Raw genomic sequence first — 14,972 nt, forward strand, 5'->3', positions numbered from 1 at the left:
CCCGAGCAAGTGACAGCCACCGGTCCCGAGCAGGTCTGGGTGGCAGACATCACCTACTTGCCCACCCAGCAAAGCGTCGCGTATGTGAGCCTGGTGACCGATGCTTACTCTCGAAAAATAGTTGGTCATCACGTGCATGAAACCTTGCATGCCGACTCGGTTGCCCAGGCAATGCGCAAGGCATTGAGGGATAGAAAAACAGATCAGGTGCTTGTGCATCACTCTGATCGTGGCTCGCAATACTGCTCGGATCTGTATCAGAAGCTGCACGCCAGGCACGGGGTGAGGTGTTCGATGACGGATGGTTATGACTGCTACCAGAACGCGCTGGCAGAGCGGGTGAACGGCATATTGAAGACAGAGTTTCTGCTACATCGCCCGAGAGACCTGGCCGAAGCCAAGCGTATGGTCGACGAATCGGTGGATATTTATAACCGCAAGCGGCCACATCAGGCCTTGAAATACAAAACGCCCGATGCGGTGCATCGAGCGCTTTGAGGGCGAAACAGGCGTAAACCTATTTCAGGACTAGACACGATTAGCCTCTTCACGGTTGAAGTGAGCCGTGAGTGAAGATCGCAGAGTGAATTTAGGTCAGCCTAGGAGACCGAGAGCAGGTCGTGTGAAATGTCTGCTTCTGACCGATTTTTACCCTTCGTGGGCGGAGGCTTCGGGTGAAGGTGAGCAAGCCCCAAGATCAAGTCCGACGCGCCCATGCTGTCGGCCATCGCAGCCTGATCGGTGAGCGCAGTTTGTAGGGACAGAGATGATCATAAATAAAAAGGGGTCGCGAGATAAAATCTCGCAACCCCTTGAATTATATGGTCGGGACGGAGTGATTCGAACACTCGACCCCTAGCACCCCATGCTTGGGTCTCATGACACGCAACCTATTGAAATTACTGCGCTATCTACCTTTTCATGGCCTGCAAATCACGGCGTTTTCTGTGCTTTTGCAAACGAAAAGACGCGGCCTCCAGAGGAGGTTTTGCGCACCTTAATCCGGAGTCATCAGCGTGGCTGCACCCTGTAAAGCAATCGAAATGGCAATCAACGCCGCCGCCCACCGGATAAGTGAACCATATCGCTTTGCATCGTTTTCACCATCAAGCTTGTGGTATTTTTTCTCCTCCTCACTTTCAGTTCTCGGCTTGCCGTCTCGCGCAGATTCATACACCTCTACGAGATAATTGGCGGGCAAATCTTCCTCGGCCCGGCTAAGGGCAAGCGCCTTCAAATCAATTCGGGTTGCAAGTAAAAGCGCGAGGAGCTGCAATGCGTAGGACGTAAGATTCAGAGTTTTTACGACGGTCATTTAACAATCTCGACTGGGATTTCGTGAGTATATTGCCACCCTCTCCGGCGTCTTGCCGTCATTCATCCTCCCCCTTTAGTTGCACTTCACAGTCCATAACTGATCCAGCCGCGTGGTGAAGCTCTGGCTCATCAGCTCGCGCCGCATGGCCCACTCTGGATTCGCCGGCACGCTGGCCGCCCGTAGCGTCCCCCTCCCCCAGCGACCATTGATCTCATCCAGCACTCCCATCACCTTCCCTGCGGCAACCGGCTGGGCCTGGGCAAACAGGTCGTCGGTGAACTCGCCTGGCTGCCGAAGATCCATCAGCAGCACCTCGGCTTTGCTGTATTTGAAGCCGGGTCGGAACAGTCGATTGACGGCTTCGGTTGCAGCCTTGGTCATCAGCCGCACGTCGTTCGTTGGATACGGCAGTTCGACGAGCGCGCCGTTGGCATACTTCGCCTCTTCCGGATTGAACATCCCCGTCCGGATGCTCACCCTGATCTTTTTGCACATTGATCCCTGTGCCCGCAGCTTTTCGGCGGCGCGCTGGGTGTATGTGGCCACGGCCTCTTTGATCGGCTCGATGTCGGTCAGACGGCTGCCGAACATCCGGCTACAGCAGATTTCTTGCTTCGGCGGATCAGCCTCGCCCAATTCAAGGCATGGAGTCCCAGCCAGCTCGCGCGCGGTCTTCTCGATCACCACGCTGAATTTCTGCCTCAACGTCCAGGCATCTGCTTTAGCCAGATCCATCGCGGTCTTGATACCCATGAATTCCAGATGCGCTTTCATCCGCTTGCCCACGCCCCACACCTCCCCGACCTCTGTATTGCGCAGTGTCCAGTCACGTTGTTTAGGGTTACAGATGTCGACCACGCCGCCGGTATGCGACAGCAGGCGTTTCGCAGTGTGGTTTGCGAGCTTGGCAAGGGTCTTGGTTCGGGCGATACCGACGCCGACCGGGATGCCGGTCTCTTTGAAGATTCGCGTGCGGATCTCCCGGCCAAACCGCGTAAGGTCGCCCGGGATACCCGTCAGGTCCGCAAAGCACTCGTCAATCGAATAGACCTCAGTCGCCGGAACCATGGCCTCAATGATCGTCATCACTCGTTCGCTGATGTCGCCGTACAGCGCGTAGTTGCTGCTGAAGGCCACCACACCGTTGCGCCGGAGATGATCGCGGATTTGGAAGTACGGTTGCCCCATCTTCACAAAAGGCTTTGCGTCGTAACTGCGCGCGATCACGCAGCCGTCGTTGTTCGACAGCACGACAATCGGCGTTTTCGCCAGATCGGGCCTAAATACGCGCTCACAGCTCGCGTAGAAGCTGTTGCAGTCGATCAGCGCGAAAACCGGATCAGGCTTTGTCATGATCACGAACGCTGTATTTCACAACGCCCCATATGACCAATTCATCTCCTTCCATGACGTGCCGCGCCGGAAACTTAGGATTCTCCGACTGCAGGATGATCTCGTTCCCCCGCATGTGCAGCCGCTTGCAAACCGGCTCAGTGTTGAGCGCGGCAATAACGATGTCGCCGTGTTCGGCGTAAACGCTCCGGTCCACAATGACCAGGTCGCCGCAGTAGATTCCGGCGCCCTGCATCGAATCCCCCTCTATTTTGCAGAGGTAAACGTGTGGCGCACGGATATCGAACAGCTCGTCTAGGGAGATGTGCTTCTCGATGTGATCCGCCGCCGGAGAAGGGAAGCCCGCGGGCACATGGAAAGAATATAGGGGCAACCGCTCGCCGCCCGCCGCGACCGGGCCGATTATGGAAACGCTCATGATGCATGCCTTTGGTAATTTAACTGTATGCATATACAGTTAACGTTCTGGATCGCTTGCGGTCAATCTGATGTGTAGGAAATTTCGACGGGTGACAGCATGTGCGGACGTTATTCGATCTACGAATCGATGGACCATTACCTCAAGGAGCTTGCGCCAAAGCAGTTGGTGATCAATGGCTATGACCTTTGGCCGATTGAGCGCTACAACGTCGCGCCGTCGACGCGCGCTGAGATCATCCGACCGGTTGCGGGCGGCCTGAGCGTCGACAAGGTGAAATGGGGCTGGTCGCCGTTCTGGGCTAAAGGAGAAGGCAAACGCCCGGCGCCGATCAATGCCAGGGTCGAAACGGTGATGACAGGGAAGTTTTTCAAACAGCTTTGGCCGAACGGCCGAGCACTCGCCCCTGCCAATGGCTGGTTCGAGTGGGTGAAGGACCCTGACGATCCCAGAAGGAAGCAGCCGTATTTCATCCGGCTGAAGGAGGAAGGACCGATGTTCTTCGCCGCGCTGGCTGAAGTGCATCAGGGGTTGGAGCCAGACCCGCAGGACGGGTTTGTGATAATCACTGCGGATTCAGATGAAGGGATGGTGGACATCCACGACCGGCGGCCCGTGGTGCTGAGTCCAGAGCACGCACGTGAATGGGTTGATCCAGATACGACGCCGGAGCGCGCCGCAGAGATCGCGAAAGAATGCTGCAGGCTGACTGAGGAATTCACTTGGTTCGAGGTGAGCAAAGATGTGGGTAATGTGCGGAATCAGGGGAATGAACTGATTAAGCCTCTGAGGATTGCCGAGAGCGGAGAAGGCTAACTTCCGCCCACTTTAGATCGCTTAGTTAGGTGTACAAGTACAGGGTTCACATCCTATTGAGCCACAGGGAGTACCTGACGCATCAGTAGATTGAGTACACCTAGCCTGAGCTCTGGTTTTTCGGTATCCGGCGCCGCACTCTCCACAATTTACATAGGTGACTTTGGTGCCAACGCCGCATGATGTCGCGGACGCTGATACCTGAAGCTGGTCCAATACCAAACCAGGCCTTGGCTGAAATTTCTCGATGAGACTTTCAGCTGTGGTCACTCCAGATGTTGAGTCAGAGGCAATCCCTACTTCTGAGACAAAGAGGAGCCCAAGCAGTATGACGGCCATTCCTTTCATGCGAACCTCCATTACGGTTAAGTGTGGAGTATGAACGCTAGATCATGGCACGGAGCCTCGTTACAACCAATTATAATAGCTTGGTGTTTTCTTATTCTAAGCGTCGAGACAGGCTAATCCTCAGAACGCTGGGTTACGCGAGTTGACCTGTGAGTTTGTAATGCTTGGTAAGATCGCTCGCACGCCAGACCGGCTATTCTGGCTTGGTCATAAGCTCTTGCCAGCTCTCCCGCTCTTTTGTCAGCGCGCTGGAACAGGTCGGAGAGCACCATGGCGGCGCGGGTGGCTGACGCGCCTCGCTCGGCAATTCCGGAATCGCCGGGGGTGCAGCTTGCTCCGGCAGCCAGTTTTCCTGCTTGGTCGCGCACCCGCTCACCAGCAGCGTCAGCGCTAGAAGCATCAGCGGCCACAGCCGCGTGTTGTTGTCTTGCATCGCTTGCCACCTCGTTGACCGCCAATTGGCGGCGCTTTTCTTCGATTCGGTTTGCGGTGGTAGCCGCTGCCAGTGCTTTTGCCTGGAGCGCCTGCTGATCCGACCACTTGGCGTTCCAGCGCAGGTCGGCAGCCGCATCTCCGCGACTGTAGGCACTCGACAACGCCCACCACGCGAGACCTATTGCGGAGATCATTGCCAGCCCATAGGCCAGCAGCTTGATGCGGGCATCTGTCACGCCAGCGCCCTCTGCACACCCTCGGCAATCACGGACGCTGCGTACGGCACGCTGCCATTTTCGTGCTGGATGATCCCGGTGGTGATGGCGATCAGCGTGCGGAAGTTGCGCAAATCGATAGGCTGATTCGGCGCAACTCCCACGCCAGCGGCCACCGCTTTGATATAGGACTCGGTGTCGTTCTCGACGCCCGGCGCCCAGCGATTGATCACCTCCCGTACCGTATCGATGCCAGTGCCACCGACGCCCGGCATTCCGTCCTTTCCCCGGTACGCCAGCACCAGCTTGGCCAGCGCGCGAATACCGTTCTCGGCAGTGTCGAAACGGGCGAAGCGCTTCTCGATCGTGGGATCTGGCGGTAGCTGACCCTGCCACGGGTTGCGGGGGTTGTAGTCGATATTGCCGGGGTTGTTGTTGCGTACCCCTCGGGTGACTGTTGGCATTCACTTTTCTCCAGACGTAAAAAACCCCGAACTTGTCGGGGTCGTTGTGTAATGTTTGGCACCACCTATTCGCACGCCTGCCCAGAAGAGCCAAGCTCGCCATCGGGCGACACCTTCAGCACGCAGGGCGCGGTAGAGAACGGCGTCGGCACGCTTCCGGCTGAACTGCCCGGTGGTGTACAGCCAGTCATGCACGGGCGCCGCGTAGTTGCCGTAGCCGGAGACCAGGGCGAACAGAACGAAGAGGAAGGCGTTGTGCAGCACCTTGATGCTTGCGAAGTCCGTGCTGAAACCGGCGGGCACGGTGATGACCTGCTCGTCATCGTCCGCCAACACTAGGTCATCGAGCAGCACATGCGTCCACTTGCCGATCTGCTCAGTTTTCAACGTTGTGATAAACCGGCTCATGCTGGGAGCTCCAGCACCGGAAGGCTATCAAGGAAGGTCTCAAGAGTCGGCTGCGTCTTCTGGCCCGACAGCACCAGCTCAAGCTGCTCATTTGCGTAGGCCCAGACATTGCTGCGCCACGCCCGAAAGGCTTTTCCCTCTTCCTGGAACTTTGCAACGGCTGGCTCTTCGGCGTAGCTGATGGCAGTCATCAGGCCGTCGTAGCCCGCTGCCTGTGCCTTGCCGTCCATGAATGCCTGGGTGGCCTTCTCAAACTGGCCTCTAAGAGCGGCATTCGCAGCCTGAGCCTTCATCTGCGCGGTGATCTGCTTTGAGAAGTCAATCATGCCGCGAATGCCTCAGTAATATCTGTAGCAGGCAAAGGCTGCGGTAGTGCTACCGGGCCATCAGGAACATCAATCAGATCCGCTGGGAATGCTTGCTCGGGGCTGTAATTGGCAGGCAACGGAAGCAGCAGCGTTACCACCAGTTCACCATTGATGCGCTCTATGTCACCACAGAACCAATGGATATCAACCGCCTCGGCAGGCAGGCTTGCGCCGTCGGGGAGCGGAGAGAAATCGAAATCAAACCCGTTGATGGTGAGCATGTCGCCGTTCTTAATGATCTTGATATTGTCGTTGCGACGCTGAGGAGAGAGTGTGATGCGCATTTAAAACCACCGCCCTATTCCAGTTATCGTGAGAGTACCACCGGTCGCTGTATTGTCGGTTGCCAAACCGCGCCAAGAACCCGCACTACTCAAGTTCCAGGCGACCCAGCACAGAGGCCATTTATTATTGCCCGCCTGCGAAGGGGCCAAACCGGCAGAGACGCGCAAGGTGCCAGCGACAAAGTTTGCGGGCCAATTAGCTGCATACGCATCGCTGCCGAAAACGTTGCCAACTGCGTAAGTTCCTGTACTGTTAATCGAAAGCTGAACAGTGCATATCTGAGTGCCGTCAGCAAACCTAACGTACTCGCCATTAGCGTTTGACCCACGCTCTATAACTGCACCGGTCGGAATCCCGTTAGCTTGACCCACTGTACCAACGATATTTCTCGAATCAAAAACCACTGCCCAAGGTCTAGTTACAGTCCCAGTGCTGCCGGACATGGAAACAAGCTGATGCCATATCAGCCCTTCAACACCGTAGTAAGTTTGATGAACTACGCCACCATTCCATACTGCTGATACTTGGATAATGTCTCCATTTCGAGCAGCGCCGTATGGTGTTCCCGTATTTCCGGTATCAAGTCTATAGGCTCCGACAGTACCTAAGTCCTTTACGTTTGCTTGCGTGCTGGCTGGAGATACTTGTGATCCGGGGCCGCCGAAATCACCAACCTTCATAAGGCGACCGGCAGTATTGTCAGTGGCCGAGCTAGTCACCTTCAGTAGAGACATCGCATCAGCAGCAGTGAAATACGGAATACTCCCCGCAGACCCCGAGACACCTGCCAGCGCGTTGATAGACGCCGCGGCCGCAAGGGTGCCGAACTTGTTGACGAGTATCCGTAGCTGATCGGCTGAGTCTTTGACATAGCCCTGCATCGGTGCCAGCGCATACGTGCCTGAGGCATTCGCCCCTTGATAAGCGGGCAGAATTGAGATCACCGTATCGCTCGCGATATTAGCGACTTCGTACCAGTTGCCATCGGGACCAAGAAACGCATCGCCGACGCGGGAATTGGCGGCGAATGCGGTATTCGTGCCCGTGACCGTGGTCGAATTTTGGACGACAGAAACCGTCCCGGCTTTGTACCAGGGCATGTGTGACTCCTTTGGGTTTGGAAAGGTTAAGCGACGAGTCTTGCAAACAATGCTGGCACGTAGAACCCGCGAGAGTTTGCCGAGGACGTTGTCACTGCATACAGGATGCCATTGGGAAAATCCCACAGACTGGAGATAAGACTCCCACTATTAGAACCACCGATAACATTCATACTGTAGTTATTGATCAGCATATAGTCAGTTTCGTTGAGCGGTTTCGGATTGGTAAAGAAGTTACTGACGCCGATGTCTAGAGTTTGTGTGAACGCATACGTCCAGTTCTGATATGCAACAGTGAAGACAGCGCATGGATTGCCACTGTCAAAGAGTAAATTCGCAGATCCGTCCCAAATCTGCATACCATACGTGCTGACTGCCTGAGCTTTGAAAGCGGCGGTGAACCAGCGCCCGCGTGGCTGCAAGTAATTATTAGATCTCGACCGAATACTGAAGCCTGTCCAGGCACCGGGGGAGCCGTAGATAATCACGCTTGAGATCGCGGAAATCCCGTTCTCTGTCGTTGGACGAGCGAAGATCAGGGGAGGCTCTTGGGACATGATGACTCTGGAGAAATTGACAACCGCGTTAATTCCGCCATCAGAGTTCGGCACATAGTTTCCACTCTCAAGCACCACCATTCTGGCAAACTCGGAATCAAGCGTGACAACATTGCTGTTGTTCACAAACTGGAAGCCGAACGACATTACGAAGTCCTCACAACAATTAGACGCATAGATGACACAGTCGCCGGACCTGATCCCTCACGCGCGCGATTGTAATTATAAATCCTTACGACATCAGTCAGAACCTCCGTCTCAAACTGAGTAGTAGTGCCCGTGAAATTTGCGATTGGGAGAACGGTTGCAATGGCGTTAGAGCTGTTAATGCCCGGGCAGCTGATGTCTTTATAGCCGGATCCGTATGTACTATTCACGATAGTCCAGCCAGTATTATCTACAAGCGCTGAAAGGACTACGCGAACAGTGAAAGAGTTCTCATCCATGCGTAAAACACCATTGGCGTCCCACACTCTCATCCCGTAGCTCATGCCAGATTTCCCAACTTCACGCGCATGACACCATTGCCGTCATACACAGCGACGTACTGGTTGTTCACGACCAGACGCCCCTGTCCTGCCACGGCCCCATTGATCTCAAGCGTGCCGTCCTTGTTCAGGCGCCAGCCCGTCTGCCCGGAGACATAGTTCGTCGAGCTGATGAAGCTGCCGATCTTGGCATTGGTGATGGTGCCGTCTTGGATGTAGGCCTGATTGAGAAAGACTTGGCCGCCCTGCACGGCAAACGGGACAGAAATCGCCCCGCCTGCAGGAGTGTTCACGATGGCGAACCGGTCCGCCGATACAAGGAACTGACTTTGCAATCCGGCCGGGCCGTTCTCGATGCCCAGCCCGATGCCCGCCGCCACATATTGGCCGTTGGCGTTGAGCTGCATCTTCACAGCCCACATCGTCGACAGCTTGCCGTCAGTGCTGGCTTGCGCCTGCGAAACTTGCTGAACGAGCGCTGTGTTGTCACCGACCGAGGCCTGCAGCGTGTCGGTTACTGTGACAAGCGCCTGATCTTGAGTGGCACGCACGACCACCTCACGGCTGTATGCCGCCTGGGTGTCCCACATCTTCAAGGCGTCTTGTAGATCTCCCTCCCCGCTATCATCCCGGTACGCTGCCCGAAGGGTATGTGTGCTGCTCACCTCTGATTTGAGGTCGTCAACATCGGCTTTGGTTTGATCCAACTCCTGTGCCAGACCATTGGCCGTTTCTACGCTCTGGCCGACGTCAACCCAGTGAGAGGGGTCGGGTGGCGGCGTGTTGACTGGTACGTCGCCAGAGGCCTGATAGATCCTGCCATCCTCGATTACCATCTGGCCATCGGTGTAGGTCTGGTCGGGGTCGTACCCCTTCAGCCCGTCCAAGGCGTCTATCTGATCCTGCAGGCCGTCAATCTTGTCCTTAAGGTCCTGCCCCAGTTCGGTTTCGCCGATCTGCCCGGCAATCATGTCGAGGATCGGCCCAGCCTCAGAACTGCTCTGCCCCATTACGCCAATGCCCACCGGGTACCACGGCCCGATGTTGCCCGTCCGGTCGACCAGCCGCGCCCAGAAGAAGAACGTCACGCCAGCCAAAAGGCCCTGCATGTTGTACTCGGACTGCGGATAGGCCAGATCGCTGAGCTTCGTTGCGGCTTCGAGATCCGTTGTCGGGCCGTACCAGATTTCAGTCCGCTGGGTGTCTTCCGCACCTGGTGGGAAAGTCCATTTCAGGTTGATGCCGAAGATCAGCGGCGTGGCCACAAGCGAGGTGACTGCCGGTGGCAGGCCTTCTTTGCCGTTGAGCTGGGTCAGGATCGAGGTGCGCCAGATCGACGAAATATCGTAGGCACTGACCGCCCGGACGCGAGCCAGATAGGCCCCCGCGTAAATGCCCTCGATGTCCACGCTCGTCGCGCCAGTGCGCTGCACCTTGATCCAGTTGCCGTTGTCCTTGCGCCACTCCACGTCGTAGCCGACGGCGCCGGTGACCGCAGGCCAACTGATCGTCATGGTGGTGACGGCAAGGCCCTGCGCGATCGCTGTGTTCGAAGTCAGCGTGACGCTTGCCGGTGCGAGAACGACGGTGATCGGGATTACGCTGATCGGGCGCTCTTCCAGGCGCGCGCCGGTGTCGATGTAAGGGAACTTGCTCGGCTCGAACTGGATCGCTGCGATCTCGTAGTTTCCCTCAGTGGTGCGCTTGGTGCTCAGCACGCGGTACAGCGGAATCGCGAGGTCGTCAGCATCCAACGCCCACTGCAACTGCTCCGATGGTGTTTCGCTGTAGGCTGTGGTGACCGTAATTGCACGCCCGGCGACAGACTGCACCGTACGCCCCTCGGCCTTGCCGCTGGGCAGATTGATGATCAGGCGATCGCCCGCCTTGGCCTGGGTGTCACGGTCCAGCGTCACGACACGCCCGGCGGCGTCAGAAATACGACCGCCTACCTCACGCCCGGCCAGCAGCGAGTCGGCCACCGGAATGATGTAGCCCGGCAGCGGGATCGCGCCTTCCATACCGGTTTTGAAGGTGACAGTCCGGTCCTGGTTGTTGCTAATCACAACCCATTTGCCGCGCCGCTGAGCTTCTGATGCACGGGTACAGGCGATTGCACTGAGCTCGACTGGCTTGTCGCCAAAGCGGCGTTGCAGGTCAGGATCTGAAAAGGCGGTGACATCGGTGTCGTAGTTGTTCGCCGGGTTGTCGTAGCTGACGATTGCACGGGTATAGCGGGTCTTAGTCGACGCACTGCCGTAGGAGAACTTGCCATCGATAACGTTTGCGCGGGTAAAGACGTAGTCGAAGTCCTGCGCACGCGGCATATCGGCTTGAGCAACCAGCTGGCCTTGCGCCCAATACGTCATGCCCCGGTAAATCGCCGAGATGTCGCGCAACAGGGTCCACGCGTCGGCCTTGCCTTGCAGGTTCATGTCGCAGAGAAAACGAGGCTCCTGCCCGCCAGCACCGTTGCTGACCAGTTGATCGCAGTACTGGGCGATGCGGTACAGCTCCCATTTGTCGACCATGAAGGGCTTGATGCGCTTGCCCAAGCCGAACCGGTCCACCGTGCAGATGCCGTAGGTGGTCCACGCCGGGTTGTTGGTCCACGCCTGCTTGAAGGTCCCATCCCAGACTCCGGTATAGCTGCGCGTCACCGGGTCATAGTTGCTAGGGACTTGCCACTTGCGCCCGTTGCAATCCACGGTCACCGCCGGGATGTTGGTGAATTGCTCGGCGTCGAACTCGATGTAGAGCAGTGCGGTGTTGGGGTACCGCAACTTCGCGTCGATCACCTCGGTGTAGCCGGCGATCAGCATGGTGTCGGCGGTCTTGTTGCTGTTTTGATTCGGCGTCAGGCGGCGAACACGGATCTGCCAGCCTGTGGTTGCGGCAGGAAGATCGATGCGGCGCGAGCGTTCATAACGCGTGGTCGTCTTGCCGTCGACAGCTTCAGTGAGAATCTGCTGATAAGCGCTACCGTCAGTGGCCACGTCCACCGCATACTCGATGCGGTAGCCGCCGACGTTGCCATTGTCGTCCTGCTGTTGGAGCGCGGGCCACGCAAAGCGCAAGCGCACGGCTGAAATCTGGGTATTGGTCAACGAGCGCACCCACGCTGTGTCGCTGCGTAGCTCGACGTTGACGGAGGTTTCGTTCTCAACCGATGGAATGCCCGGGATGTAGGACTGATCGACCGCGCCGGTACGCCATTCCCATTTCACGTTTGGGAAGTTCACGTTGCCGCTGGCATCGTTGATCGGCGTGTTGTCCAAGTAGATGTTCTGCGCACTGGGCACGCCGTCGAATTCGCCCTCGCCCACCGCGATCAGGATCTTGGCCAGGTTAGTCGAGCGCAGGCTGTCGGCAGCTTCGATTGGCTGTTTAGGGCTGCTGCTGCCGCCCTTGGCGCCGGTAATGTCGATTCGTTCAACTGCGCCCATGCTTTTCTCCAGGCGAAAAAAAACCGCCCGGAGGCGGCCTGTTTGATCGGTACGTTTAGACAGCGATGTCCGTTTGAATGTAGGTGGCTTGTTGTGAGTGGTCGTAATGCCACTGGAAGATGCTTCCGACGAGTTTCGCAAAGATGACGAGTAAATCGACAGACTCTGGCACTTCCAGCCGGTTCGGATCGGGATCAAGCACGCAGATAGACCCAAATAGGCTGTCGTCTCTCAGGAAGATCGGAATGGAGATTGAGCTTTCAAAGCCGTACCGTCCTGCAGCAATATTGCCTTTGTGCATGAAGTGCCCGCTCACACAGTCCACGACTAGAGCGGTCGGATTCGTCAACAGGTTGCTGCACATGGAGTACTCAAGCGGGAAGTTCTCACCGTTCTTTATGCCCAAACAAATCTCATCATTCACACAGCACGCAACCCAATCTTCCTCACAAAACTTTACGATGGCTGCGAAGCGCAATCCTGTAACGCGGACGATAAGCTTGAGAATGTTGGTGGTTGCCTCGATTTCGGCAATAGCGTTGAGCTCCTCCAGCGTGAGCTGGGTATTTTGCGTTTTTTTCATGTTGATGACCTCGACCACATAAAGCCGTCTCGATGTATTGACAGCTATGGCGCCGGTATACCAGAAGCAGTATCTACTGGCAACGAGCCATCATCATGAAGGGATGACCGGTCTAGACCTTGTCCTCCGCATAAATGCTTGCGGAAATGATCGCTCCGCCCCAGCGACGGCGGCCGATGCAGATCGGGACCGGGTTGCCGCTGGCCGTGGTGTTTTTTGCGCTGCCAAAGGCGTAGGACGGGAGGTTTTCAGGTGCAGCGCTCTGTTTAAGGCCAGAGGCTTGAGGGCTGAGCATTTGGATGACGCCGCCTGCGACCAACCCGATACCAGCACCAATCAAGGGGGTCCCAAAAGGCGTAGCCGATAAAAATACGCCAGCAACGATAAGCACAGCACCGACTATCGTCTGAAGAACGCCACCCCGTTTGCTTCCTCCGATGATGGGAACGATCCGTAGCTCCGACGTACCACCCAAGTCGAATTCCTTTTCGTCCACGTTCTTGCGATTTCTGAAAATGGCAAAACGCATTCCCAACCCGTCTAATCGTTTGATCTCTTCCGCAAAGCCGTCGAGCGTTGCTTTAAGCGCTTTGAAAGCCTCCCATGCCTGACCAGAGTCAAGGAGCCGGTAATGAGTTCTCCCAAATTTGGAGGCTAGAGATCCTGAAAGTTTTATAGTGGTCATTGGTTGCATGACTTCTCCGGACAACAAAAAACCGCCCGAAGGCGGCTTAAGATAAAAGAATCACTGATAATCGACGTATGGTCCGATAAAGAATCCGCTCATATCTCCACTGATGCGGAGAAGGCTTTCTTTCCCACTAGAAACATTCGCTGAGATGGTCCGAATCGCGGCTCCGGCACACAGACCGGAGCCTGCGAGACCAGCACCAACATTAGTGGTACCTGGCGGAAGATAGAACGAGGCTCTCTGCGAAGTGCCGACTTTCGCTGCCCTGCGACCGTCGATGTAGACGACTATGTCGCAGCCAGAGCCTACCATTCCAGAATCCCGCACTACAGTGAGCTTACCGCTATCGCCCTTTGGCTTTACTTGGAAAGCGTAAAGTTCGTCTGGTGGCACAGGGTCTGCTTGGTTTACAGGTATCGCGGTTGAAGCACACCCCGCCAGCAGCGCAACTGCAAGCGCCCCTATCAAAATTCGCATGATGATCCCTCATTGAGAAAGGGCCGAGGGTAGCATTATGCTCAGATGCGCAAATAGCCCAGCTCTGAGCATTCCCCTCACCAGATAACATATCGGAGACGTCACCAGTGAATGAGCAGCTCAAAAAAGGCGACTGGGTCAAACTGACTCACATCGAGCCGACTGCAACGAGCCGAGTTGACTGGATGAACACCAGAGAAGCGGTACCTGGTGACGTTGCCATCGTTGAGGAGCTGTACGAACACCATGCTCAGCTACTTTGTGAGCCGAATCCCGGCTTCTTGGAGTGGAGGACCTTGTTTATGATCGACGGGCTGTCTTACGTGGTTATAGCTGCACTCGAGATCTGAAGCAAAAAGCCCAGCGCGGGGCTGGGCGATCAGGATCTAAAGGGATGGTTCTACCCCTTGGACGCTTCGGTCTTTCGCAAAAAATAGAGGAGACTGCCGGCGCCACCGTCATAGATCATGTCGTCATAGAGCATGGTCGACTCACGATAATGACCATTAAGCAACTCAAGCACATCACAAATTGACGTCAAACTCGCTGTGATGCTTTGGCGTGTTGCAGAGGGCAGTGGATTCGCGGGGCGGTTTTGAATGTGGACCAAATCGTTGTGCGCAATGCGTTTGTTGCGATGCGTGCGAGCGAACTCGGCAGTCGCCTTGGCTGCATTAATAGCAGCCTGCACTCGCGCTCTCAGGTTTTGATCAATTACCAAGGGCGGAAGCGCACGGATTGTGAGGGTCTTCTTGCCAGCACTTAAAGGGGGATCAGTCAGCCGAGAGATGCCGAGCATGACGCTATCCCACAACTGCTGCTGAATGACGCCGAAAAATAAAGGGGCTGTGTTGTTCAGCAGCTTCACTGTGCTCTCGTCCGCACCGAAGAGCTGCTCGAACTGCTTCCAAAGCAGAATGATGTCGAGCAAGTGATCGTTGAGATCGCAATACATCGAGCCTAATTCTGGTCCCATGTCTTGGATGCAAAGATCTCTCTTTTCTTTCGCGCTTATCACATTCAATCCTCTCCCTTGATGCTAGAGCCTGCCACGCAGCATGCATGCATACAAGCGCTGTCCAGCCATTCAGCATGGACAAACGATCAGTAACGAACCTGATACACGGCGTAGTAGCGTTGCGCCTCCAATGAACCGCCTCGGTCCGTTGCCTGCAAGCCCATGGACCGGGGCAATTTGACCT

Annotated in this window: 17 protein-coding genes and 1 pseudogene; 3 read left to right on the forward strand and 15 right to left on the reverse strand. The window is 56.2% G+C overall.

Annotated elements, in window-relative coordinates:
* A pseudogene (locus ACI2KB_RS00005) lies at nucleotides 1-532 on the forward strand (IS3 family transposase); the annotation flags it as partial.
* Nucleotides 533-997: 465 nt separating this feature from the next.
* On the opposite strand, the gene ACI2KB_RS00010 reads toward ACI2KB_RS00005, so the two are convergent.
* The 3 genes from ACI2KB_RS00010 to ACI2KB_RS00020 form a co-directional block, all read right to left on the reverse strand.
* Nucleotides 998-1,315 carry a hypothetical protein gene (locus ACI2KB_RS00010; protein WP_404630178.1) on the reverse strand — a complete coding sequence of 106 codons (318 nt, stop codon included), beginning with the start codon at nucleotides 1,313-1,315 and terminating at the stop codon, nucleotides 998-1,000.
* Nucleotides 1,316-1,390: 75 nt separating this feature from the next.
* On the reverse strand, nucleotides 1,391-2,671 hold the full coding sequence (gene umuC, locus ACI2KB_RS00015) for a translesion error-prone DNA polymerase V subunit UmuC (RefSeq protein WP_404630179.1): 1,281 nt from the start codon (nucleotides 2,669-2,671) through the stop codon (nucleotides 1,391-1,393).
* On the reverse strand, nucleotides 2,658-3,089 hold the full coding sequence (locus ACI2KB_RS00020) for a LexA family protein (RefSeq protein WP_404630181.1): 432 nt from the start codon (nucleotides 3,087-3,089) through the stop codon (nucleotides 2,658-2,660). Before ACI2KB_RS00020 ends, umuC begins: the two co-directional genes overlap by 14 nt.
* A gap of 99 nt (nucleotides 3,090-3,188) precedes the next feature.
* Between ACI2KB_RS00020 and ACI2KB_RS00025 the strand changes: the two genes are divergently transcribed.
* Nucleotides 3,189-3,905 (forward strand): SOS response-associated peptidase, encoded by a 717-nt coding sequence (locus tag ACI2KB_RS00025; protein ID WP_404630183.1) that lies wholly within the window; start codon nucleotides 3,189-3,191, stop codon nucleotides 3,903-3,905.
* Nucleotides 3,906-4,366: 461 nt separating this feature from the next.
* Here the strand turns inward: ACI2KB_RS00025 and ACI2KB_RS00030 are convergent, their stop codons facing one another.
* The 11 genes from ACI2KB_RS00030 to ACI2KB_RS00080 form a co-directional block, all read right to left on the reverse strand.
* On the reverse strand, nucleotides 4,367-4,882 hold the full coding sequence (locus ACI2KB_RS00030; RefSeq protein ID WP_404631672.1) for a DUF2514 domain-containing protein: 516 nt from the start codon (nucleotides 4,880-4,882) through the stop codon (nucleotides 4,367-4,369).
* A gap of 38 nt (nucleotides 4,883-4,920) precedes the next feature.
* Nucleotides 4,921-5,367, reverse strand: coding sequence for a structural protein P5 (locus ACI2KB_RS00035; RefSeq protein ID WP_404630185.1), 447 nt, complete (start codon nucleotides 5,365-5,367; stop codon nucleotides 4,921-4,923).
* Complete coding sequence (locus ACI2KB_RS00040) at nucleotides 5,368-5,775, reverse strand: DUF1353 domain-containing protein (RefSeq protein ID WP_404630187.1); 408 nt, start codon at nucleotides 5,773-5,775, stop codon at nucleotides 5,368-5,370.
* Entirely contained in the window at nucleotides 5,772-6,101 is a 330-nt protein-coding gene (locus ACI2KB_RS00045) for a hypothetical protein (protein ID WP_404630189.1), read from the reverse strand. Before ACI2KB_RS00045 ends, ACI2KB_RS00040 begins: the two co-directional genes overlap by 4 nt.
* Entirely contained in the window at nucleotides 6,098-6,427 is a 330-nt protein-coding gene (locus tag ACI2KB_RS00050) for a hypothetical protein (RefSeq protein ID WP_404630191.1), read from the reverse strand. The genes ACI2KB_RS00045 and ACI2KB_RS00050 overlap by 4 nt, the downstream gene beginning before the upstream one ends.
* A complete protein-coding gene (locus ACI2KB_RS00055; RefSeq protein ID WP_404630193.1) occupies nucleotides 6,428-7,528 on the reverse strand; it encodes a hypothetical protein in 1,101 nt (366 codons plus the stop codon).
* A gap of 26 nt (nucleotides 7,529-7,554) precedes the next feature.
* Nucleotides 7,555-8,232: a hypothetical protein gene (locus ACI2KB_RS00060; RefSeq protein WP_404630195.1), complete on the reverse strand. Its 678-nt coding sequence runs from the start codon at nucleotides 8,230-8,232 to the stop codon at nucleotides 7,555-7,557.
* Nucleotides 8,233-8,572: 340 nt separating this feature from the next.
* The gene (locus ACI2KB_RS00065) at nucleotides 8,573-12,019 is read right to left on the reverse strand and encodes a host specificity protein J (RefSeq protein ID WP_404630197.1); all 3,447 of its coding nucleotides are present in this window, start codon (nucleotides 12,017-12,019) and stop codon (nucleotides 8,573-8,575) included.
* Nucleotides 12,020-12,074: 55 nt separating this feature from the next.
* Nucleotides 12,075-12,602 carry a GAF domain-containing protein gene (locus ACI2KB_RS00070; RefSeq protein ID WP_404630199.1) on the reverse strand — a complete coding sequence of 176 codons (528 nt, stop codon included), beginning with the start codon at nucleotides 12,600-12,602 and terminating at the stop codon, nucleotides 12,075-12,077.
* A gap of 112 nt (nucleotides 12,603-12,714) precedes the next feature.
* Nucleotides 12,715-13,296, reverse strand: a complete 582-nt coding sequence (locus ACI2KB_RS00075) for a tail assembly protein (protein WP_404630201.1) — start codon at nucleotides 13,294-13,296, stop codon at nucleotides 12,715-12,717.
* A gap of 51 nt (nucleotides 13,297-13,347) precedes the next feature.
* The gene (locus tag ACI2KB_RS00080; protein WP_404630203.1) at nucleotides 13,348-13,770 is read right to left on the reverse strand and encodes a hypothetical protein; all 423 of its coding nucleotides are present in this window, start codon (nucleotides 13,768-13,770) and stop codon (nucleotides 13,348-13,350) included.
* A 107-nt stretch (nucleotides 13,771-13,877) separates the two neighbouring features.
* On the opposite strand from ACI2KB_RS00080, the gene ACI2KB_RS00085 reads away from it, so the two are divergent.
* Nucleotides 13,878-14,120 (forward strand): hypothetical protein, encoded by a 243-nt coding sequence (locus tag ACI2KB_RS00085; protein ID WP_404630205.1) that lies wholly within the window; start codon nucleotides 13,878-13,880, stop codon nucleotides 14,118-14,120.
* Between the two features lie 50 nt (nucleotides 14,121-14,170).
* On the opposite strand, the gene ACI2KB_RS00090 is transcribed toward ACI2KB_RS00085, so the two are convergent.
* Entirely contained in the window at nucleotides 14,171-14,788 is a 618-nt protein-coding gene (locus tag ACI2KB_RS00090) for a hypothetical protein (protein WP_404630207.1), read from the reverse strand.
* Nucleotides 14,789-14,972 lie beyond the last annotated feature (184 nt).

The sequence above is a fragment of the Pseudomonas sp. NPDC088444 genome (genome assembly GCF_044900175.1).
GTDB lineage: Bacteria > Pseudomonadota > Gammaproteobacteria > Pseudomonadales > Pseudomonadaceae > Aquipseudomonas.

Bases quoted from the DNA above. Each gene is read 5' to 3' on its own strand.
- ACI2KB_RS00030 (WP_404631672.1), bottom strand. From the start codon at position 4,882: ATGATCTCCGCAATAGGTCTCGCGTGGTGGGCGTTGTCGAGTGCCTAC.
- ACI2KB_RS00055 (WP_404630193.1), bottom strand. From the start codon at position 7,528: ATGCCCTGGTACAAAGCCGGGACGGTTTCTGTCGTCCAAAATTCGACC.
- ACI2KB_RS00080 (WP_404630203.1), bottom strand. From the start codon at position 13,770: ATGCGAATTTTGATAGGGGCGCTTGCAGTTGCGCTGCTGGCGGGGTGT.
- ACI2KB_RS00040 (WP_404630187.1), bottom strand. From the start codon at position 5,775: ATGAGCCGGTTTATCACAACGTTGAAAACTGAGCAGATCGGCAAGTGG.
- ACI2KB_RS00070 (WP_404630199.1), bottom strand. From the start codon at position 12,602: ATGAAAAAAACGCAAAATACCCAGCTCACGCTGGAGGAGCTCAACGCT.
- ACI2KB_RS00065 (WP_404630197.1), bottom strand. From the start codon at position 12,019: ATGGGCGCAGTTGAACGAATCGACATTACCGGCGCCAAGGGCGGCAGC.
- ACI2KB_RS00050 (WP_404630191.1), bottom strand. From the start codon at position 6,427: ATGCGCATCACACTCTCTCCTCAGCGTCGCAACGACAATATCAAGATC.
- ACI2KB_RS00035 (WP_404630185.1), bottom strand. From the start codon at position 5,367: ATGCCAACAGTCACCCGAGGGGTACGCAACAACAACCCCGGCAATATC.
- ACI2KB_RS00060 (WP_404630195.1), bottom strand. From the start codon at position 8,232: ATGTCGTTCGGCTTCCAGTTTGTGAACAACAGCAATGTTGTCACGCTT.
- ACI2KB_RS00010 (WP_404630178.1), bottom strand. From the start codon at position 1,315: ATGACCGTCGTAAAAACTCTGAATCTTACGTCCTACGCATTGCAGCTC.
- umuC (WP_404630179.1), bottom strand. From the start codon at position 2,671: ATGACAAAGCCTGATCCGGTTTTCGCGCTGATCGACTGCAACAGCTTC.
- ACI2KB_RS00075 (WP_404630201.1), bottom strand. From the start codon at position 13,296: ATGCAACCAATGACCACTATAAAACTTTCAGGATCTCTAGCCTCCAAA.
- ACI2KB_RS00025 (WP_404630183.1), top strand. From the start codon at position 3,189: ATGTGCGGACGTTATTCGATCTACGAATCGATGGACCATTACCTCAAG.
- ACI2KB_RS00045 (WP_404630189.1), bottom strand. From the start codon at position 6,101: ATGATTGACTTCTCAAAGCAGATCACCGCGCAGATGAAGGCTCAGGCT.
- ACI2KB_RS00020 (WP_404630181.1), bottom strand. From the start codon at position 3,089: ATGAGCGTTTCCATAATCGGCCCGGTCGCGGCGGGCGGCGAGCGGTTG.